Origin of the sequence: Serratia sp. K-E0102, from assembly GCF_029962625.1 — a bacterium.
GTDB classification, from domain to species: domain Bacteria; phylum Pseudomonadota; class Gammaproteobacteria; order Enterobacterales; family Enterobacteriaceae; genus Serratia; species Serratia sarumanii.
The window spans coordinates 2,311,649-2,331,981 of the sequence record NZ_CP124754.1; the positions used below are offsets into that span (position 1 = coordinate 2,311,649).

The window sequence follows — 20,333 nt, forward strand, 5'->3', positions numbered from 1 at the left end:
GTCGATCTTTAGGCCAACACCACCTGATCGGTGTTGAAGTGATCGAGCGAGACGCCGATCAGCGTGACCTGGCTGTGGCCGAAGGCCAGCACCAGATCGTCGTTTTGCTGCGTGGCGTAGTCGCGGATATTCCCGCTGGCGCCTTCGGTGCCGACAAACACCAGCTTATCGGTGGCGTTGAAGCCATACAGCTGATCGCGGCCAAAGTCACCGCTGAACAGGAAGGTATTGCCGCTGCCGACGCCCTTCAGGATGTCATCGCCGCTGCCGCCGACGAAGGTCAGGTTGCCGCCGGCATGGCCGTTAAGGGTGTCGTTGCCGGCGTTGCCGAACAGCCAGGCGTCGTGGCTGCGAGCCTGCAGGACGTCATCGCCGTCGCCGCCGGCGGTGGCGGCGGCATAGGCTTTGAGGCCAGAGTCCGATTTCAATCCGGCGGCGGTCACCTGATGGTCCACCTGTTTGTTGAAGATAAGCCACGAGGTTTCTTTGCTGCGCAGGGTGCTGATGTCGTCCGCCAGCGTAATGCCGCCTTTGGCGTCGCGCAGGTAAAGCGTGTTGCCGTCGTAGGCGACCTCGGTGTTTTTCAACGCCTGTTGGGTATCGAAGATATTGTGGCCTTTGCCGCCGGCGATCAGGTTATAGCCGCCTGCATCGCGGAAGATATCGTCGCCGTCGCGCCCCTCGAGATAGTCGTTGCCTTTGCCGCCCTTGATCAGATCATTGCCGTCGCTGCCGATGATAAACGTCGGCCCGCTGTGCGTTTCCGCGTTGCGGTTCAGGTCTTCCACCCAGGTATTGCCGCGCGTCACGTTCGACAGGTTGGAGACGATGATGGTCGAGTCTTTGTCGGTCAGCGAATAAAACTCGGAGTTCAGCACCCGCATCAGGCCGTCCTGATAGAAGAACGGCAGGTGCGACAGCCAGGTCGGAATGTTGAGAATGGAAAACGGCAGCAGGTTCCAGGCGTCCGACGCGTAGTGGTCGTTGAAGTTGACGATATTGTTGGTGGCGGAGGCATGGGGCGCATCGTGTACGCCTAACGACGCCCCGGTCAGCGTGGTGCCGTCGAGCGCGCGGAACACCGGATCGTTCTCGTAGCCGATGTTGATCACCTTGCCGCCGGCTTCGTACTGGGTCGGCGAGGCGAAGGCGACATAGTTGGACTGCGCGTAGAAGCCGCCCCAGTTGGCGTCGCTCTGCGCCGCCATGCTGTTGACCGCCAGCCCGCCGAGGCTGTGGCCGCTGACCACCACGTCTTCTCCGCTCAGCCCGTGCGCCTGCGCGAACTTCGCCACGTCGCCCAGCAGCTGGCCGAAGGCCTTCAGCGTGTAGCCGTCGGCGTAGCCTTTCGGCCCGAAGCCGGCCAGCAGATCGTTAATCACATCGCCGATGGTATCGCCGATCAACGACTCGCGCGGGCCGCTGGTGCCGCGAAATGAGATGCCAATGGCGGTGAGATTGCCTTCGCTGTCATATTTGCCCAGCACCTCGGCCTGAGCGGTGGTGTAACCGGCGGTCTCGCCGTAGTAGGTGCCGCGCGCATCGGTTTTGCCGGCGTAACCCAGCTGCGCGGCGCTGATCACCGACCAGCCGGCGTTATTCACCGCCTGCTGCGCGGCCTGTTCGGAATCGGGATTCCAGGGAATGCCGGGCAGGCCGCCCTGCGATTGGGTGCTGCCGATGAGCGCAGTGACCAGCGTCAGCGGCAGACCCAGCCCGAAACCGGTCTGGTGATAGCCTTCATCGAAGCCGTTATCGATATTGTGGTAAGCGTAGGTAGAGATGGCCAAGGCGTCGGAAAATAGCGCTTTCGACGCCTTTTCGTCCAGATCCTTATAGCTAAAGATGCCCATATCAGTTCCTTATGAAGTATGCCGCGGGCCTGTAAGTGAACTCACACGCGTCGGCGGTGGAAACAGGGAAACAACGTTAGCCGAACGACAGCTGGTCAGAGGACCAACATCGGTAGAATTATTATTAGTGTTAAATATTAGGCCCGCGAATCAAATTAGCGAGATTGTGCGTTGGTTAACAGTGCCGGCGCAGGCTCTCCTATACTGATAGCTCGATATAGTCATTAAGGAGACTGATTGATGAAACGTTATTGGTATGCAGCGCTCGGCCTGATGGCGTGTGGTGCGGCTCAGGCGGCGACAACCGACGTCGAGATGCACCTGGTGACCGGGCAGGGGATCGGTCAGGACATCGGCAAGGTGGCCATCAGCGAAACGCCGTATGGCCTGCTGTTCACGCCGAGCCTGAAAGCATTGCCGGCCGGGGTACACGGCTTCCACGTGCATGAGAAAGGCAGCTGCGAGCCGGGCATGAAGGACGGCAAAGCGGTGGCGGCGCTGGCGGCCGGCGGACATTTCGACCCGCAAAAGACCGGAAAACACCTCGGGCCGTATGCCGACGGGCACCTGGGTGACCTTCCGGCCATCTATGTGACCGCCGACGGCATGGCGAACTATCCGGTGTTGGCGCCGCGGCTGAAAAAAATCAGCGACATTGAGGGTAAAGCGCTGATGGTGCACGCCGGCGGCGACAACCATTCGGATCATCCACAACCGCTCGGCGGCGGCGGAGAACGCTTCGCCTGCGGTGTGATCAAGTGATTATCCGCCGCTAACGGCCGGTACGGCGGCGGGCTGGCCCATCGCCTGTTGCAACTGCTGCAGCGAGCAGTAGAGCCGCCAGATCAGGCCGGCCAGATCGCGCGCCGCCTGTTCCGGGTGGTGCGCCAGCGCGTTGCTCATGCGCAGCAACTCCTGCAGCGTGGCGTCCAGCGAACTGTGCTGCACGCCTTTCTCCGTCATGATGCCGCGCAGGCAGTGGATACAGACGTTGCGCACCGCCGAGAGCGGATCGGAACGGGTTTGCCAGTCGCGCAGTTGCCAGACGATGTGGCTGCAATTGAGCAGCACCACGCCCCAGCGCAGCAGCCAGGTGCGAGCGTCCTGATCCTGACTTTGATTGAGCTGGCTGATGCGATGGTAGATCAGCGATTCGAACTGGCTTTCGCTCTGCTGCGGCCGTTTGCTCAACTGATCGATAAAGTCGCGCCGCAGCGCGCGGATAATTCGGCGGCTTTTGCGTTTGTCCGAGCTGGGGCGCAGGATCTGAAACGCCAGCCCGGCCAGCAGCACGCCGACGATTTTAGCGATGTTGTCATTGATAAAGGACTGGTAGTCATAGCTCGGCGGATTGCTGACGGTCAGGAACGAGCCCATAAAGACGATCAGCTGCCCCCAGAGCGCGGCATAAGGTGGATTCTGCAGCTTGAGCATCTGCATGGTCACCAGGATCGGGAACAGGAAGGCGCAGAACACCCAGAAGTCGTCAATCTGGATCATCAAACCGAATTTCACCACGAAGCAGGCGACCGAGAGCAGCAGCACCGCCTTGAGCAAGGTGCTGACGCTGTTGATCGGCGAAGGCGTGGAAGAGTAGAGCACGCAGCTGATGGCGGTGAGCGTCAGCGCCGCGCTGCCGGCGTCCCACTGCGTGTTGATCCAGTAGGCGCAGCCGATCACGATGCACAAAAAGGTGCGCAGGCCGTTGTAGGCGGCTTCGTAGCTGTCGGTATGGCGCGCCAGCGAAGTGACGCGCGGCGGTTGGAGATCGCTGACCGCCGTGGCGCTTTCCAACCGCCGCAGCCAGCGGTTGCAGCGCAGGTAAAGCCAACAGAAATCGCGCAGCCGCAGCCAGAAGGCGCGATGGCGGTAGTCCGTAGCCTCTTGCGGGGCGATCTGCTGAAGCAGGCGCGCCAAACGGTATTTGTCGGTGGCGGGATCGCGCAACTCGTCCAGCAGTTGTGTCAGCACCGGCATCAGATTGGCGGGGCGATCCGGCCAGTTCAGCAGCATGCGGCGCAGGCTGGAGATAACGCTGGTCATGCGCAGCTGTTGGTGCAGCAGATAGTTGAGCAGGTTATTTTGCCGCCGCAGCCGGTAGTGGCTCCAGAATGCCTGAATGCGCAGCAGGTTCATGGTCAGGATCTGGCCGATGACCCCTTCGTGCGAGGTGCGCATCTGCGCGGTGATCTCCGGCTGCCACAGCATGGCGGCATGCTCCAGCAGGCGCAGCTGCATGCGCCGCAGCGAGGTCAGCAGGGCTTCGCCGTCCGAGGTGCTGGGCAGGATCATCATCATCAACCCGCCGCACAGAATGCCGGTGATCACTTCGCAAACCCGCGCCTGCGCGATATCGAAGATCTGCTGGGTATCGGTGACGTTGACCGTGCCGAAGGCGATGATGGCGGCGGTATAGCCCGCCAGCGCGAAGGCATAAGAGACGTTGTTTTGGTAATGGTTGGAGACGTAGGTGCACAGCCCGATCCAGGCGGCGATGAACAGCGTAAACAGCCAGGGATCGTTCAGGCAGTGGCCGGCGATCGCCACCGACGCGGCGGCGCCCACCAGGCTGCCGAAGATGCGGCCGATGCTTTTGCTGATCACGCCGCCGATGGTGGGGAAGCTCACCACCGCGGCGGAGGTAAGCGCCCAATAGGGTTCGTCGAGTTCGAGCACGAAGGCTACCCATAGCGCCAGACACATCGCGAGCGAGTTGCGCAGCGCATAGCGCCATTGGCCGCCGGTCGCCTTACCCCAGGGGGTGCGGTTCCACTCCAAAAAAGGCAGGTTCACACTTTAGTTCCGCTGATGAATCGAAATGGTGCAGGTGGTGCCGGCGACCAGCGTCAAATCGGCGGGCACGTTGAGCAATTTTATCCGTACCGGCACGCGCTGGGCCAAACGCACCCAAGGAACATTAGGCTTAACGTCCATTAATAGATCGTTGCTGCTGTCAACGCTCTGATCGTAAATGGCGCGGCCGATGCTCTCTACTTCCCCCTGTAGCGGCGTGTTGCCGTTATATAAAACGATGTCCGCTTTATTGCCTTCTTTTATATGCTTCAGCTTGGTTTCTTCGAAATAACCGAGCACATAAAACGAATGCACATCCACCAACGCCACCAGCGGCGTACCGGCGTTGGCGTAGTTCCCGACCCTCGCCTGCAGGTTGGTGATATAACCGTCGGTTGGCGCGTAAATTTTGGTTTTGCTCAAATTCCATTTGGCCTGTTCCAGATTGGCCAGGGCGGCTTTATAGGCGGCCTTCATTGCCTGCGCGGCTAAATTTGACTCGTCCAAATCTTCAGCGGAAATAACGTTACGCGCTAAACCGCGGCGGCGGGCAGCCTCGTGGTCCGCTTTGGCCAGATCGGATTGCGCTTTTGCCACCGCGGCCTCGGCATTGTCCAGCGCAATCTGGTAGGGCACCGGGTCGAGGGTAAAAATCAGACTTCCCGCAGGTACGAACTGATTGTCATTCGCGCTTATTTTCTCTAATCTTCCAGAGACTTCAGGGGTGATATTGACGAGTTCGGCGCGCACTTTTCCATCACGGGTCCATGGGGATTGCATATAATAATTCCAGAGCCACCAACCGGCGCAGACGGCAATGGCGCAGACGATCACCGTAGAGAAGTATTTTAATGTTTTATGCTGCATGGGTTACCAACTCGCTAAAATCCATAAGGAACCGCTGACGGTCAGAACGAAAATGGACAGGTCCATCAACATGGGATGCCAGATTTCACCGGAATACATCCAGTCTCTCAGCAGCTGATGAATCAGCAGCCATAAGAGCAGTCCTAGTAAAAAAGCTTTAAATATAGGTGGAAAATAAAGCGATGCTCCCAGGACCAAATCGGGCAAGGGAGATAAGGTGTGTAACCATGATGTATTCACATTAACAATCCCTAAGGGTGAATATGTTGAATATTTGCATAACGATTAAACAATAGCGGCTAAAAATAGTGGCTATTTCCACAATATACATTATATACATTTGTGTTTTTAATGTGAGTTACCCAAAATAGTCTAAGCTCTGGGAGGTAATGTTAGCATGCTAATTATAAGGAGGGGGAAGTGGAGTCAACATTAGGTTCAGATTTAGCACGATTAGTTCGTGTGTGGCGCGCGCTCATCGATCATCGGCTCAAGCCGTTGGAGCTGACCCAAACGCATTGGGTCACGTTGCACAATATCAATCGCTTGCCGCCGGAGCAGTCGCAAATCCAGCTGGCCAAGGCGATCGGTATCGAGCAACCGTCACTGGTCCGTACGCTGGACCAACTGGAAGAGAAAGGGCTGATCACGCGTCACACCTGTGCCAACGATCGCCGCGCGAAGCGCATCAAGCTGACCGAAGCGGCCGATCCGATCATCAGGGAAGTGGACAGTGTGATCACGTCTACGCGCAGTGAGATTTTAAGCGGCATTACCGCCGACGAAGTGCATCTGTTGGTAGGGCTGATTGGCAAGTTAGAACAAAATATCACCGAACTGCAGAACAAATAATAATATTCTTATTTTCTACGATTACAGTTTCACAGCATCAGAAATAAAACCGGAGGCGATTGCCTCCGGTTTGCCGCTTGTCGCCGACTGACTTACAGCGGAGAGACGGTGATGGTGTCGCCCATGCGCGCCATGCGCACGCGCTGGCCAGGGCTGAACTTGGTGTCGCCCGCTTTCTGCACCACCACGATGTTCTCTTTCTGATCGGTTTTGATCTCCAGCTCGTAGCCGGAGGTACGGCCGGCCACTTCACCGATGCTGTTGCCCGCCGCGCCGCCGGCGATAGCGCCCGCCGCGGTAGCCAGCGTACGACCGGTGCCGCCGCCAACGGTGTTGCCCAACAGCCCGCCAATCACCGCGCCGCCGATCATCCCCATGGCGTTGGAGCCTTCGCCGCCCTGAATTTTAACCGGACGCACGGAAACCAGCGTCCCGTAGGTGACGGTCTGCACCTGCTTGGCCTGCGAGGACGAGTAGACATCACCGGACATGGATTCATTGGCACAGCCGGCCAGCGTAACGGCGGCGACGGCAACGACGAGAAGACGCTTGATCATACAAAACTCCTGATGGTAGTAGTCCATAACCTGGCAATGCTCTCCAGGCAAGATTCAGTGAAAACGATAGACAAAGTATGGCTGAAAGTTGACACACCGCCATGCTTCATCGCTGCATGCAGCTTAACTTTTCTCTGTTCAACCAATAATAAACCGCGGTTTACCTTTATGACAGCCTTGGCGACATTCCGTCGCCTGTTATGGCACGGTTTAACACATAACCCGTGCCACAGCGGCGTCGGGGGGCACCTGGCTCACGAACCGTAAAAAAAGCATCATAATTCATGGCGTTAATCCGGCAATTCTGGTTTATTTGTCAGGATGAATTTTGCTTACCGCGCGGGTTAGAGGATGTTGCTATGAAGTCAGGCCGCTATATAGGCGTCATGTCCGGCACCAGTCTGGACGGAATCGATGTGGTATTGGCCGCGATCGACGATCGCATGGTGGCGCAGCAGGCCAGCTATAGCCATCCGATGCCGATGGCGTTGAAAAAAGAGATCCTGGGCATGTGCCAGGGGCAGCAAACCACGTTGGCCGCCGTCGGCCGGCTGGACGCGCAACTGGGCACGTTGTTCGGCGAGGCGGTGCTCGGCCTGCTGAAGCAAACCGGCATCGGCGCGGAGCAGATCACCGCCATCGGGTGCCACGGCCAGACGGTGTGGCACGAACCGGAGGGTGACGCGCGTTTCTCGATGCAGCTCGGTGATAACAACCGCATCGCCGCGCTGACCGATATCACCACCGTCGGCGATTTCCGCCGGCGCGACATGGCCTACGGCGGGCAGGGCGCGCCGCTGGTGCCGGCGTTTCATCAGGCGCTGCTGGGGCATCCCGTCGAGCGGCGCATGGTGCTGAACGTCGGCGGCATCGCCAACCTTTCTCTGCTGTTGCCCGGTACGCCGGTGCGCGGTTTCGATACCGGGCCGGGCAACATGCTGATGGACGCCTGGGTATGGCGCCACCGCGCGCAGCCTTACGATCAGGACGGCGGCTGGGCGATGCAGGGGCGAGTCTGCTTGCCGCTGTTGCAGCAGATGCTGGCGGATCCGTACTTCGCGCTGCCGGCGCCGAAAAGCACCGGCCGCGAGTATTTCAATATCGCCTGGCTGGAGCGGCAGCTGGCCGGATTGCCGGCGATTGCGCCGGTCGACGTGCAGGCCACGCTCACGGAGCTGACCGCGGTCAGCATCAGCGAGCAGGTATTGCTGGCCGGCGGGTGCGAGCGCCTGTTGGTCTGCGGCGGCGGGGCGCGCAACACGCTGCTGATGGCGCGCCTGTCGGCGCTGCTGCCGGGCACGGAGGTCGGGCTGACCGACGATTTTGGCGTCAGCGGCGACGACATGGAGGCGCTGGCCTTTGCCTGGCTGGCCTTCCGCACGCTGTCCGGCCAGGCCGGCAATCTGCCTTCGGTGACCGGCGCCAGCCGTGAAACGCTGTTGGGTGGGATTTATCCGGTTTTGCCATTGGGGGCCCGTTAGCTCTGTTAGGATAGCCTGTGAAGGATTTTTCTAAGGAGCAACAGCATGAAAAAAGTCATTTTCGTCGCCGGCGCGCTGGCGCTGTCCGGCTGCAGCTACATCCTGCCGCAAAGCAGCCAGACGATGCACTACCAGTGCGGCACCACGCCGCTGACGGTGGCGCTTGACGGCAAGGCGAGCGAAGTCAGCCTGCTGATGGACGGCGAACAGCTGCATCTCAAGCAGGTGCTGGCGCTGACCGGCGCCAAATACAGCGACGGCAAATACACTTTTTGGTCGAAAGACCGTAACGCCTATCTTGAGCGCAACGGCAAGGTAGTCATGAGCGACTGCGTGTTGACGGAGTGAAGGTCGACGGCGGCGTCGGAGCGATTGAGTTCCTGACGCCGCAGGCGCAGAATGTAACGACGGATTTTTTCAGTTGGTCGATAACCCAGATGATTGAAAAGAGTGAGTTTGATGTTGCGGACCTGCGCCGTGAATACACCCGAGGCGGCCTGCGCCGCAACGATCTGACCGCCAACCCGCTCGAACTGTTCGAGCGTTGGTTGAAACAGGCCTGCGACGCGCGCCTGGCCGATCCCACCGCCATGTGCGTCGCGACCGTCGACGAACACGGCCAGCCTTATCAACGCATCGTGCTGCTGAAGCATTTCGATGAGCAGGGGCTGGTGTTCTACACCAACCTCGGCAGCCGCAAGGCGCAGCAGCTGGCGCACAACCCGCATATCAGCCTGCTGTTCCCCTGGCACATGCTCGATCGCCAGGTGATTTTCCTCGGCCAGGCGGAGCGCCTGTCGACCCTCGAAGTGCTGAAGTATTTCAACAGCCGGCCGAAAGACAGCCAGATCGGCGCCTGGGTGTCGCAGCAGTCGTCGCGCATTTCCGCGCGCGGCGTGCTGGAAAGCAAATTCCTTGAGCTGAAGCAGAAGTTCCAGCAGGGCGAGGTGCCGTTGCCGAGTTTCTGGGGCGGATTCCGCGTGAAATTTGACTCCGTCGAGTTTTGGCAGGGCGGCGCCCATCGCCTGCATGACCGTTTCCTGTATCAGCGGGATGGGAATGACTGGAAAATTGACCGACTGGCACCCTGAAGACGGAAAATCCCCTCTAAGCGCTGGTGCTGACGCCGCCGGCGCTTTATTCTATGCGCTACCCTGAATTTTTATTTCGCCACTGGGCGAAAGGCCGTGTACCGGCAAAGGTGCATTCGTTTATACATGGAGTCATTGATGGCAAGCAGCAACTTGATTAAACAACTGCAAGAGCGGGGCCTCGTTGCCCAGGTTACGGATGAGGAAGCGTTAGCGGAGCGACTGGCGCAAGGGCCAATTGCACTGTATTGCGGTTTCGATCCGACCGCTGACAGCTTGCATTTGGGCCATCTGGTTCCTCTGTTGTGCCTGAAGCGCTTCCAGCTGGCCGGCCACAAGCCGGTAGCACTGGTGGGCGGCGCCACTGGCCTCATCGGCGATCCGAGCTTCAAAGCGGCGGAGCGCAAGCTGAACACCACCGATACGGTGAACGAGTGGGTCGAGAAGATCCGCAAGCAGGTTTCCCCGTTCCTCGATTTCGACTGCGGCAGCAACAGCGCTATCGCGGCCAACAACTATGACTGGTTCGGCGGCATGAACGTGCTGACCTTCCTGCGTGACATCGGCAAGCACTTCTCCGTCAACCAGATGATCAACAAGGAAGCGGTCAAGCAGCGCCTGAATCGCGACGACTCCGGCATCTCCTTCACCGAGTTCTCTTATAACCTGCTCCAGGGCTACGATTTCTCCGAGCTGTATAACCGCCACCAGGTGGAGCTGCAGATCGGCGGTTCCGATCAGTGGGGCAACATCACCTCAGGCATCGACCTGACGCGTCGTCAGCACCAGAAGCAGGTGTTCGGCCTGACCGTGCCGTTGATCACCAAAGCAGACGGCACCAAGTTCGGTAAAACCGAAGGCGGCGCGGTCTGGCTGGCGCCGGAAAAAACCAGCCCGTACAAGTTCTACCAGTTCTGGATCAACACCGCCGACGCCGACGTTTACCGTTTCCTGAAGTTCTTCACCTTCATGAGCCTGGAAGACATCAACGCGCTGGAGGAAGAAGACAAGAACAGCGGCAAGGCGCCGCGCGCCCAGTACGTGCTGGCGGAAGAAGTGACCGGCATGGTGCACGGTGCGGAAGGCCTGGCGGCCGCCAAGCGCATCACTCAGAGCCTGTTCTCCGGCGCGCTGCACGACATGACCGAAGCGGACTTCGCCCAGCTGGCGCAGGACGGCATGCCGACCATTAAACTGGAGCGCGACGCCGATCTGCAGCAGGCGCTGGTGAATGCCGAACTGGTGCCGTCACGCGGCCAGGCGCGCACCATGATCGGCTCCAACGCGGTGACCATCAATGGCGAGAAACAATCGGATGCCGAATACCGCTTCAGCGATGCGGATCGTCTGTTCGGCCGCTACACGCTGCTGCGCCGCGGCAAGAAACACTACTGCCTGGTGGATTGGCAGTAAGCGTCAGTCAGCCTATATGACGTGAAAAGCCCGGGGAGATCCCCGGGCTTTTTTTATCACATGGCGCGGATGAAGATTAGGCAAACGCCTCCGGCAGCGAGTTTTCGGCCGCAACACCGTTCACGGTAATGGCTGGCGAGTGGTAGTGCAGAGAGACGGCAGCCAGATAGGGATCCTGATTGCCGATCGAGAACACCACATCATCGGCGTCAAACGTTTGGTTATGATTGTTATCCACGATGACATAGAGCGATTTGTCCAACTTTAGCAATCCGACTTCCGCCAGGTTGTTGGCGCTGGCGCCGTTGGTCATCTTCGCCAGAACCTGCGAGAACAGCGCTTGGGCATTGTCCGTCGCATTCAGGCCACTGAACGCATTTTGTAACTCAGCTTGGGTAGTGGCGCTGCCGTACAAGGTTGCGGTCTTGTCTCCTGTCTTGGAGAAAACCCATGGGTTATCGGTTTCTCCCACGGAGATGACGCTGTTGGCATAGCCGGTATTAAGCGTGACCATATTGTCTATTTTGCTATCGGTAAAATGTAACGCACCGGCACTATCCAGCGTCGTGTTGCCCTTAACGTCGGCTTTATAGACGGTCAATCCGGTGCGGTCGACCGTTAGCTGGTCGCCGGCAAGTTCGGCAATGACATGGGCGAAATCGTCTTTATTGGCCAGCGTGTTTAGCGTGTTGTAGAAAGCGCCGCCGCCGGTGCCGCCTTTTTCTGCGACGAGGTACAGCTTCATGTCGGAGTAATAACGGCGTTCATCGGTAAATTCGCTGCCGATGATGGTCTTCAGGTTATCGCTAAAATCTGCGGCGACGGTCAGATTAAGCACCAGCGGTTTATCGCCTGTGTACATATAGCCGCTCAGCATCAACGTGCTAATCGAGTTGTCCCCGCCGCTCAGGGTCAACGTGCGATTTTGCACAATGTCGAGATTGCTGCCCATACGGATTTCGAGCGTTTCTTTATGGTTCGATGTAAAGCTGAAAGTACCCATATTGAGGTTGGTTACCGTATGGCTAGCCGCATCGGTAAAGAACAATTTAAAGCTGTCGTCGCTTTGCGCCGTATCGCTGATATGGATACGGCTTTTCGCGGTCAAGTCGCCGCCGAGGGTAAATTGCCCGCTGCTGACGTTGAGCAGCGTTAAATCTCCGGAGTAGGCCGTAATTACCCCCCCAGCCGATCCCGTAGCGTTTTGCGAAGCATTGGGCTGCGCCATTTCGCCTTGTTTTAGCGAGTTGATGTTGCCGTAAATCGGATGGGAGACGGTCGCTTCTTGCGTGAACAACCCAAAGTCAAAGACCTTGTTGCCTTCGGTGGCGACCCGCTGCCCGTTAAGATAAATCTCTCCGGTACCGCGATAATGGGTCAAATCTACATAGTTGAAGTACAGGAACTGATTAACGTTATTTGTGATTTCAGCATCATAGCCACCGCCGGCGCTGGCCGTCAGGTGGACGACCTTGGTGAAAAAATTGGCTGAGACACTGTAGTAAGATGTCTCGGGATCGCTATTAAGCGCCGTCGCTTTGAAATCACTGCTGACCCTATTGCCGCTGTCGGCGGTGGCATTGCCTTGCCAGACAAGCTGATGTTTCCCGGCGGCCAGATTGATTTGCGTGGCCGCCGTCGTCATATCGAGCCGGTCGGCGACGACGGTGCTGTTCTTAACGTTGGTAAAGTTAATCCCTTCGGGGGCGTTCAGCAGATTGCCCTCGCTAAGAATGAGAGTGATATTCAGGTTTCTCAGCGACTGTAGCATTGCGTCATTGGTGGCAAAATCGCCCTGCAGCGTGACTTTTTGCAACGATTTGGCAAAGCTGAGATCGACCGCGGAGCCGACCTCCGCGTTAAGAGTGATCTCGCGCAGTTGGCTGATTTCCGCATGACTTAACGTATGTTGCTTACCGGTATTCAGGCTGCCGTTGAGGGCGCCGTCGGCATTCGACATCGTGACGTTGCCACGGATCTGATACCCCAGCTCGCTGCCAATTTTGTATTCGAGATTGACGAGTTGCTCGTGACTGGGGCTGACTCCGCCCTCCAGCGGCGCTTCCCCGTTGCGGAACGCATGCAAAATATTCAGCGTCGCCTGCAGCGGATTATTGCCGGCTTTGAGCAAAATTGCCTGTTTTTGCAGTTCGCTCAGCGCCGGACCGTAATACAGTTCGTGATAAACCCTGGCGAAGTCTGCGGCATCTTTGAAGGGGGAGGATTTAGCCAGAATGGTCAGCAGATCAAGCTCGGAATTTCCCGCGGCGAGGAATTTGCTGTAACTGTCCAACCCGGTTGATTCCAGCGTGGCCTTTTTCCCGAGTTGCAGAAAGAGCAGCGCTACGCTTTCCTGATAGTGGGTCGCAGCCATCTCACCCGCAGCGTAGACATGGGTAGCATTAAGAAAAGCCTGTTTGGCTGCGCCATGGGCAGTGTCGTTACGAATATCGGCGATCAGACGCATGATGACGTCGCCGCGCGTTTCGGTATGATTATTCAACCCGGTGACGTAATTGGCGAGCTCGCTTGCGCCTGCATCAACGCCGAACGTATTTTTATAGACGGTTTTGACGAAGTCTTCATTACTTAACGTGGTCAACGCGCTGCGCGTATCGACGAAACGGCCGGCGATATAGCTGGCTTCGGCTTTTCCCGTCGCCAGAACCTGGCTCCAGTAATTGACGCCTTCCGCCACCGCAAGGCTGCCTACGATGTAAAACAGAGCTTGAATATCGGCTGCCGCTTCGGCGTTGGCGGGATAGGGGGACAAAGCGGGGTGTAAGGTTGTATCAATAATATCAAACAGATGCTGTTGCTGTGCGACCGGTGCCGCAGCGTCGCCCATATAGCTTTTCACGCCGGCGATGAGATCCTTGGTAATCAGCCCCAGCGTTTTTCCTGCATTGGCTTGCGCGACCAGCGTGGCCAGCACTGCGGGCGCTGGATCCGCGCCTGTCGTATTTTTATAGATGTATTGAATTTTTTGCGATGTTGTCAGGCCATCGTAGCGATGATGTCCATCCTGAGACTGGATGAATTTTTCTGCCAGTTGATCTCTGCTGTACTGCCCCGATTCCAGCTGGCGGGCAAAGAAGTTCAAGGCGGCGCTATCGGCTTTTTTACCGAGCGTGGCGTAAAAAAGGATGGCCACATCCTGTTGTGACGACAATAAACTCATGTTAACCCCTGTGTTGACATAGAAATAAGCATCAACAAGTACAGTTCAAAACCGGGTTATTGCAATGCGGCGAAATATGAGGAAATTCTGTTTCTGCCGAAAATGCGGTTGTCCTCTGTGTAAAAGCACTGCGGCGAAAGGCTCGATACTGGGGCAACCCTATAGTGGCAGTCCACTATCGTAAATATCTTGGCGTGGATCGGGTTTTTCTCTCTGTCGAAGCCATGGCTGCAGGCTCGCGGCTTTTTTTGGATCGGACTTTTCGCTACAATATGCCGCCGTCGAAAGCATAAAAATCCCTCTCATTTCTTGTTTTTAACAGCGCCGGCATGACGTTTTAGCGTCGTGTACCCATTATCATTTCGCCGCGGGCTGATGCACACGGCATGGCGAGGTCAGTTGTTCCGATGAAAAACATTCTTTCTATCCAGTCGCACGTGGTGTTTGGTCACGCCGGCAACAGTGCGGCTGAATTCCCGATGCGCCGCATGGGCGTCAATGTCTGGCCGCTGAACACGGTGCAGTTCTCCAACCATACGCAATACGGCCAGTGGACCGGCTGCGTCATGCCTGCCAGCCACCTGACCGAGATCGCGCAGGGTATTGCCAATATCGAGCAGCTGCAACGCTGTGATGCGGTGCTGAGCGGTTATATCGGTTCGCCGGAGCAGGGCGACCATATTCTGGAGATCGTGCGTCAGGTTAAGCAGGCGAACCCGAACGCCTGGTATTTCTGCGATCCGGTGATGGGGCATCCTGAAAAGGGCTGCATCGTGGCGCCGGGCGTGGCCGAGTTTCACTGCCGCCAGGCGCTGCCGTGCAGCGACATGATGGCGCCGAACCTGCTGGAGTTGGAGATGCTGAGCCAGATGGCCGTCGCCAACGTGGCCGATGCGGTGCAGGCCGCCCGCGTGCTGATCGCCAAGGGGCCGCGGCTGGTGCTGGTCAAGCACCTGGCCCGCGCCGGCTATCACGCCGACTGCTTCGAAATGCTGCTGGTGACGGCGGACGAGGCCTGGCACATCAGCCGGCCGCTGGTGGACTTCGGCGCGCGTCAACCGGTTGGCGTCGGTGATTTGACCAGCGGTCTGCTGCTGGTGGATCTGCTGAAGGGCGAGGCGCTGGACAAAGCGCTGGAGCACGTGACCGCCGCCGTGTATGAGGTGATGCTGACCACGCAGGAGATGGGCGAATACGAACTGCAGGTGGTGGCGGCGCAGGATCGGATCGTGCAGCCGCTCAGCGAATTCAAAGCGGTAAAGCTGTAAGTGCATCGAGCCCCGGCGACAGCCGCCGGGGCTGAAACTTTACTTCAATCCTTCGGCGTTCAGCGCCGCATCTACCGCTGGGCGCGCCGCAACGCGATCGAACCAGGCCGCCAGATGGGCGTGCTTGCGCACGTCGAACTGCAGGGCGAACGCCCAACGCAACACGGTGAACAGGTAGGCGTCGGCTACGCTGAAACGGCTTCCCAACAGGAAGTGCTGCTTCGCCAGCACCGAATCCAGATAGCTGAACTGCTGCTCCAGCTTGGCGCGCGCGATGGTTTGGTATTCCTCGGGCGTTTTCGGGTTGAACAGCGGGCTGAACCCTTTGTGCAGTTCGGTGGCGATGTAGTTCAGCCATTCGATCGCGTGGTAGCGCGACAGGGTGCCCGCCGCCGGGATCAGGTTGCGATCGGGCACGCGGTCCGCCAGGTATTGCACGATCGCCACGCCTTCGGTCAGCAGGCTGCCGTCATCCAGCAGCAGCGCCGGTACCTGTCCCTTGGGGGTGATGGCGAGGTAATCGGCGCCGCTCTCGGTCTTCTTCTGCGCCAGATCGACCTTCTCCGCCGTAAAATCCAGCCCTGCCTCACGCAGCACGATATGCGGGGACAGCGAACAGGCGCCGGCTTTATAGAACAGTTTCATCGGAAGCTCCTTGTTGATGACGAATGACGGGCATGCTTAACCTCTCATCGTAGTCCCATAGCGCCAAAATTACAGCGGCTTAGCTAACAAATTTAACCGATGATCGCCTCGGCGGGCTGCAGCTGCGCCAGCGTTGCGGCGATCTGCTGTTGCAACGCCTGCGGCGCTACCTGCATCGGCGAGCGCAGCTCGTTGGCGATCAGCCCCTGCTGAGCCAGCACCGTCTTGACCGGCGCCGGATTCGGGAAGCTGAACATCTGGTGGATCATCGGCAGCAGCTCATAGAAGTTGCTGCGCGCCGCGGCCAAATCGCCGGCGGCGACCTGCTGTACCAGCTGCACGAAACGTTCCGGGTGAACATGCGCGGCGGCGGAGATGGCGCCGGTGCCGCCGAGGCACAGCGTGGTGAGGATCAGATTGTCTTCCCCGGTCATCACATCGATTTCGCCGTCGGCGATCAGCGCCATGGTGGCGTCAGGATTGCCGCCGCAGTCCTTGATGGCGGTGATGCGCGGATGGCGCGCGAGCCGGCGCAATGTGGCCAGCTCCATGGCGATGCCGGTGCGCTGCGGAATGTTGTACAGGATCACCGGCACGCTGGAGGCGTCGGCCAACTGGGTGAAATAATCGATCAGGCCGCATTGCGAAGGGCGAATGTAGTAAGGTGCCGGGATCAGCACGCCGGCGATGTCGCGCAGCTGAATGGCCTGCTGCATCTGCAGCGTGGCGGCCATGTTATTGCCGGAAAGGCCCATCACGACCTGGTGTGCGGGCGCCACTTCCAGCACGGCGTCGAGCACCGCCAGCTGTTCTTCTTTGTTCAGCGCGGCGGCTTCACCGGTGGAGCCGCAGACCACCAGGCCATTGATGCCGGCGTCGAGCAGGTGCCGCGCCAGGCGTTTCACCGCCGGCAAATCGACGGCATCGTGATTGAAAGGGGTAACCATCGCCACCCAAATACCCGAAAATGAGGCCATAAAATATTCCTTCTGTGTGACCGACAGAGAAGCCAGATGAGAAAATTGAAGGCGGGGCGTTGCGCGCCATCCAGTCAGCTCATCTGACGGGACAGCTCGCCCCGGTCAAATGAGCGTCTGTTTCTTCGATTTAACCGCCGCCAAATCGCCAACGGGCAACGCAGGTGTTATCAGAAAGTCGGCGTTGCGTGGGTAGGCCATGGCGGTCTCGTGAAAAGGGGAAGTGGGGTGATAATGAATATTCTTCATCAGGCTGTCAATTTACAACAGATTGATAACATTGTTATTCATGATTCGGTAGCGAGGATGAGTTTGGCTAATAAATAAAAATCCCCGCAGCGGCGGGGAGAGTTTGGCCGGCTCAGCGCGGCGGGCGGGAGCCGATGGTGGCGGACCAACTGAAGGTGTCGCCGCTCGGCCGATAGCGGTTGGCCTTGCGTTCTGCACGCTCCGCCTTGGCGAGCTTCGCTCTGGCGGCCATGATGCGCGCCACCACTTCATCCTTGACCTTGTGCTGTTCGGCGTTGGTCAGCGGCCTGCCGTGGCTTTTGCGCGCCTTGTCCAGTTCGGTTTTCACTTCCCGCTGTTCGCTTTCCGTCATCTCTTTCAACGTCAACTTTTTCATCTTTGCCGCCCGTTCGGTGAAGTTGACCTACAGTTTAGCGGCGTTATGTGACCGAAAATGTTATGGGCATAACGAAATGCGCGGTAAGCCGGCATTACACCTCTTCCAGCAGATCGTCGACAAAGCGCCGCATGCGTTCGGTGCGCTGCTCGGCCATGTGCCGCCCGGCAGCGGTCTGGAAGCCGTCTTGCAGTTTGAACAGCTTGGTTTCGAAGTGATCCAGGCTGAAACGCTTGTCGTCATATTGACGATGCTCGGCCCGCGGATCGGCGGCGTCGTACAGCGCGCTGCGCATGCGGCCGCCGATATAGAAGCAGCGCGCCACGCCGATAAGACCTATGGCGTCGAGGCGATCGGCATCCTGCAGGATCTTCGCCTCCAGCGTTTGCGGGGGGATGCCGGCGGAAAAACTGTGCGCTTCGATGGCGTGAGCCACCGCCGCGATATCCGCCGGAGCCCATTCCAGCCGGGTCAGCGTAAACGTGGCTTGCTCCGCCGCCATGCGTGAGGCCAGATGGCGTTGCGGCGAATTCTTTTCCACCGCGACGGCGTCGTGCAGCAGCACCGCCGCACAGAGAATGCGCCGGTCGCCGCCTTCCAGCTTGCTGATCCGGCGGCAGTTCTTCCAGACCCGGTGCAGATGCGCCACGTCATGCGAACCGTCGTCCGACTCGAGGGTGAGCGGCAACAGCGTTTGCGCCAGCGCCTGGTAGGGGGAAAAAGGTTGTAACAGCTCTTGCGTCAGCGAGGGTAAAGACACGTTCAGCTCCTGTTGGGGGAAATCGGTCAATCAGCATAGCCGCGCCGGATGCCGGGAGAATGACAGAAAAACGGCTATTGTTTACTAAAGTGCAACCCACTATTGTCATAACTGCGGTTTTTGCAGCGAAACAAGCAACCTAGAATAGCCGCATTCCGCCGTCTCCGCTTGGTGAGAGCCTGTGTCCGCGGAGATGGCCGGAATATCCTCATCAGCCATGGGAGAAGAGATATGCCAACCCCTCTTGAAATAGTGCGCGCAACCTATGAAGGCAGTTCCGAAGAAAACGGCCGTAATCTGCTGGCGGCGCTGGCCCCCGATGCCGAGTGGACCGAAGCCGCCGGTTTCCCCTACGCCGGTACCTATATCGGCCCGGAGAACATCATCAAGAACGTGCATCAGCGCCTGGGCAGCGAATGGCAAGGTTACCGCGCCGATGTCGACCACTTTTACGACGCCGGCGACAATGTGATCGCGCAAGGTTTTTATCACGGCACCTACCGGGCCACCGGCAAATCCTTCAGCGCCTCTTTTGCGCATATTTATACGCTGCGCGGCGGCAAAATCGTGAAGTTCGTGCAGATCGTCGACAGCGCCAAAGTGCTGGAAGCGATGCAGCCTTAATCGCCGCTGCGCTTGCCGAATTTGCGGTCGAACTCGCGCCGGTAACCCCGGGCCTTGTTGCGATCGCGGATCCACAGATAGCCGCACACCAGCGCAACCGCTCCCGAGAAGGTGACGTTGCGCATATCCCGGTCATACCAAAACACCAACAGCGCATCCAGCGCCGCAATCAGCGCGATCCATTTATACATATGGGATTGACGCCGCGTGGCGGCGTTGAGTCGCTTTAACTGTCTGGCTTCGTCCAACACCGGTTTTTGCTGCATAGCGTTTCGTTATCATCAGGCTGTTCACGCTAAATTAGCAGAATTTCCCTAACCGCCGCAAAGGATAACGCGCGGTGCCATGCGGTTTTCCCCGCCGCTGGCGCGGGGCAGAAAATTTATGCCGGACGCTTGAATTGTCCATCGGGCGTGGTAGGTTATTTATTCGCTATTTTTGGGTTTTTATTCAACATTCGCCGTGTCATCAAGCTGCAGCACCGGGCGGTTAACGTGATGGGTTCGATACATGCGGCGGTTAACTTCGGCAGGAGGATGTGATGAACGATAAAACGGCACGCCCGCAGGATGTGGTTCAGCAACAGCTTGACGCCTATAACGCCCGCGACATCGACGCCTTCATGGCCTGCTGGGCGGACGACGCGCAGTATTACGAGCATCCCGACACGCTGCTGGCCAGCGGCAAGGCGGCGATCCGCGAACGGCATCTGGTGCGTTTCCAGGAGCCGAGTCTGTACGGTGAACGGATAAAACGCATGGCGGTGGGGAACATGGTGGTCGATCAGGAAGTGGTGACGCGCAACTTCCCGCAGGGGCGGGGCAAAATGGATGTCATCGCCATTTACGAAGTGGAACAGGGGCGGATCGCTAAAGCCTGGTTCAAGATCGGCCCCTGTGTGCCGGATGAGGGCGCGCTCTAGCCGCGCATTATTGCAACGCCATCACCGCTTCTATCTCTACGCACACCTGCGGTGAAAACAACGCGCTGACTGCCATCAGTGAACAGGCCGGCAGCGCGCCATCGAAATAGTCAAACAGCACCGGGCGCACGCCCGCCAGATCGGCGATGTCGGTCAGGAACACGCTGATTTTAATCAACGCTTTAAGATTAACGCCTTCGCTGGCGGCGATAGTGGCTAACTGCTCGAGGATCTCCTGCGTTTGCTCCGGCGCGCTCAAGCCTTGCGCGTCGGTGGCGAAGGCCGTCAATCCCGACACGTACAGGCGATCGCCGTGGCGCACCGCATGCACATAGGGGCCGCCCGGCGTAGGCAACTGCGGATAATTCGTGCGTTTTAATAATGTCATGATCAAACCCCGCGCAAGACCGGTTAATAAAATCGA

General features: G+C 58.4%; 21 protein-coding genes. 9 read left to right on the forward strand and 12 right to left on the reverse strand.

Annotation, left to right across the window (positions count from 1 at the left end; translation table 11 throughout):
* Positions 1–8: 8 nt before the first annotated feature.
* Positions 9–1,853 carry a polyurethanase gene (locus SSARUM2_RS11240; RefSeq protein WP_033648183.1) on the reverse strand — a complete coding sequence of 615 codons (1,845 nt, stop codon included), beginning with the start codon at positions 1,851–1,853 and terminating at the stop codon, positions 9–11.
* Between the two features lie 240 nt (positions 1,854–2,093).
* Here SSARUM2_RS11240 and sodC point away from each other — a divergent pair, with 240 nt between their 5' ends.
* The gene (gene sodC, locus SSARUM2_RS11245) at positions 2,094–2,615 is read left to right on the forward strand and encodes a superoxide dismutase family protein (protein WP_033648185.1); all 522 of its coding nucleotides are present in this window, start codon (positions 2,094–2,096) and stop codon (positions 2,613–2,615) included.
* On the opposite strand, the gene SSARUM2_RS11250 is transcribed toward sodC, so the two are convergent.
* From SSARUM2_RS11250 to SSARUM2_RS11260, 3 genes are read right to left on the reverse strand one after another with little or no spacing between them, the layout of a single operon-like run.
* Positions 2,616–4,646 carry an FUSC family protein gene (locus SSARUM2_RS11250; RefSeq protein ID WP_049196712.1) on the reverse strand — a complete coding sequence of 677 codons (2,031 nt, stop codon included), beginning with the start codon at positions 4,644–4,646 and terminating at the stop codon, positions 2,616–2,618.
* Positions 4,647–4,649: 3 nt separating this feature from the next.
* Positions 4,650–5,513 (reverse strand): HlyD family secretion protein, encoded by an 864-nt coding sequence (locus tag SSARUM2_RS11255; protein ID WP_033648187.1) that lies wholly within the window; start codon positions 5,511–5,513, stop codon positions 4,650–4,652.
* Between the two features lie 3 nt (positions 5,514–5,516).
* Positions 5,517–5,753 (reverse strand): DUF1656 domain-containing protein, encoded by a 237-nt coding sequence (locus SSARUM2_RS11260; protein WP_072270148.1) that lies wholly within the window; start codon positions 5,751–5,753, stop codon positions 5,517–5,519.
* 180 nt (positions 5,754–5,933) lie between these two features.
* Here SSARUM2_RS11260 and slyA point away from each other — a divergent pair, with 180 nt between their 5' ends.
* A complete protein-coding gene (gene slyA / locus SSARUM2_RS11265; RefSeq protein ID WP_004931301.1) occupies positions 5,934–6,365 on the forward strand; it encodes a transcriptional regulator SlyA in 432 nt (143 codons plus the stop codon).
* Positions 6,366–6,457: 92 nt separating this feature from the next.
* On the opposite strand, the gene SSARUM2_RS11270 is transcribed toward slyA, so the two are convergent.
* Positions 6,458–6,922 (reverse strand): glycine zipper 2TM domain-containing protein, encoded by a 465-nt coding sequence (locus SSARUM2_RS11270; RefSeq protein WP_028128178.1) that lies wholly within the window; start codon positions 6,920–6,922, stop codon positions 6,458–6,460.
* 359 nt (positions 6,923–7,281) lie between these two features.
* On the opposite strand from SSARUM2_RS11270, the gene anmK reads away from it, so the two are divergent.
* The 4 genes from anmK (at position 7,282) to tyrS (ending at position 10,907) form a co-directional block, all read left to right on the forward strand.
* On the forward strand, positions 7,282–8,403 hold the full coding sequence (gene anmK, locus SSARUM2_RS11275) for an anhydro-N-acetylmuramic acid kinase (RefSeq protein WP_060452940.1): 1,122 nt from the start codon (positions 7,282–7,284) through the stop codon (positions 8,401–8,403).
* 45 nt (positions 8,404–8,448) lie between these two features.
* Positions 8,449–8,751 carry an MliC family protein gene (locus SSARUM2_RS11280; RefSeq protein ID WP_004931294.1) on the forward strand — a complete coding sequence of 101 codons (303 nt, stop codon included), beginning with the start codon at positions 8,449–8,451 and terminating at the stop codon, positions 8,749–8,751.
* 89 nt (positions 8,752–8,840) lie between these two features.
* Complete coding sequence (gene pdxH / locus SSARUM2_RS11285; protein WP_033648477.1) at positions 8,841–9,494, forward strand: pyridoxamine 5'-phosphate oxidase; 654 nt, start codon at positions 8,841–8,843, stop codon at positions 9,492–9,494.
* Between the two features lie 138 nt (positions 9,495–9,632).
* Complete coding sequence (gene tyrS, locus SSARUM2_RS11290; protein ID WP_033648189.1) at positions 9,633–10,907, forward strand: tyrosine--tRNA ligase; 1,275 nt, start codon at positions 9,633–9,635, stop codon at positions 10,905–10,907.
* 76 nt (positions 10,908–10,983) lie between these two features.
* Here the strand turns inward: tyrS and SSARUM2_RS11295 are convergent, their stop codons facing one another.
* The gene (locus SSARUM2_RS11295; protein WP_060452941.1) at positions 10,984–14,088 is read right to left on the reverse strand and encodes a DUF4214 domain-containing protein; all 3,105 of its coding nucleotides are present in this window, start codon (positions 14,086–14,088) and stop codon (positions 10,984–10,986) included.
* A 407-nt stretch (positions 14,089–14,495) separates the two neighbouring features.
* Between SSARUM2_RS11295 and pdxY the strand changes: the two genes are divergently transcribed.
* Positions 14,496–15,356, forward strand: a complete 861-nt coding sequence (gene pdxY, locus SSARUM2_RS11300; protein WP_033638395.1) for a pyridoxal kinase PdxY — start codon at positions 14,496–14,498, stop codon at positions 15,354–15,356.
* A 39-nt stretch (positions 15,357–15,395) separates the two neighbouring features.
* Here the strand turns inward: pdxY and gstA are convergent, their stop codons facing one another.
* The 4 genes from gstA to SSARUM2_RS11320 form a co-directional block, all read right to left on the reverse strand.
* Positions 15,396–16,001, reverse strand: a complete 606-nt coding sequence (gene gstA / locus SSARUM2_RS11305; RefSeq protein WP_060452942.1) for a glutathione transferase GstA — start codon at positions 15,999–16,001, stop codon at positions 15,396–15,398.
* Positions 16,002–16,093: 92 nt separating this feature from the next.
* On the reverse strand, positions 16,094–16,978 hold the full coding sequence (gene dapA / locus SSARUM2_RS11310; protein WP_049234479.1) for a 4-hydroxy-tetrahydrodipicolinate synthase: 885 nt from the start codon (positions 16,976–16,978) through the stop codon (positions 16,094–16,096).
* A gap of 361 nt (positions 16,979–17,339) precedes the next feature.
* Positions 17,340–17,603 (reverse strand): DUF3811 domain-containing protein, encoded by a 264-nt coding sequence (locus SSARUM2_RS11315; RefSeq protein WP_004938373.1) that lies wholly within the window; start codon positions 17,601–17,603, stop codon positions 17,340–17,342.
* A gap of 94 nt (positions 17,604–17,697) precedes the next feature.
* Positions 17,698–18,363, reverse strand: coding sequence for an HD domain-containing protein (locus tag SSARUM2_RS11320; RefSeq protein WP_226907362.1), 666 nt, complete (start codon positions 18,361–18,363; stop codon positions 17,698–17,700).
* Between the two features lie 231 nt (positions 18,364–18,594).
* Here SSARUM2_RS11320 and SSARUM2_RS11325 point away from each other — a divergent pair, with 231 nt between their 5' ends.
* A complete protein-coding gene (locus tag SSARUM2_RS11325; RefSeq protein WP_033638399.1) occupies positions 18,595–18,987 on the forward strand; it encodes a nuclear transport factor 2 family protein in 393 nt (130 codons plus the stop codon).
* Here the strand turns inward: SSARUM2_RS11325 and SSARUM2_RS11330 are convergent.
* The gene (locus SSARUM2_RS11330) at positions 18,984–19,253 is read right to left on the reverse strand and encodes a hypothetical protein (RefSeq protein WP_004938382.1); all 270 of its coding nucleotides are present in this window, start codon (positions 19,251–19,253) and stop codon (positions 18,984–18,986) included. The genes SSARUM2_RS11325 and SSARUM2_RS11330 overlap by 4 nt on opposite strands.
* 275 nt (positions 19,254–19,528) lie before the next feature.
* Here SSARUM2_RS11330 and SSARUM2_RS11335 point away from each other — a divergent pair, with 275 nt between their 5' ends.
* Complete coding sequence (locus SSARUM2_RS11335) at positions 19,529–19,909, forward strand: nuclear transport factor 2 family protein (protein ID WP_033638401.1); 381 nt, start codon at positions 19,529–19,531, stop codon at positions 19,907–19,909.
* A gap of 7 nt (positions 19,910–19,916) precedes the next feature.
* Here the strand turns inward: SSARUM2_RS11335 and SSARUM2_RS11340 are convergent, their stop codons facing one another.
* On the reverse strand, positions 19,917–20,297 hold the full coding sequence (locus SSARUM2_RS11340; protein WP_033654780.1) for a RidA family protein: 381 nt from the start codon (positions 20,295–20,297) through the stop codon (positions 19,917–19,919).
* Positions 20,298–20,333 lie beyond the last annotated feature (36 nt).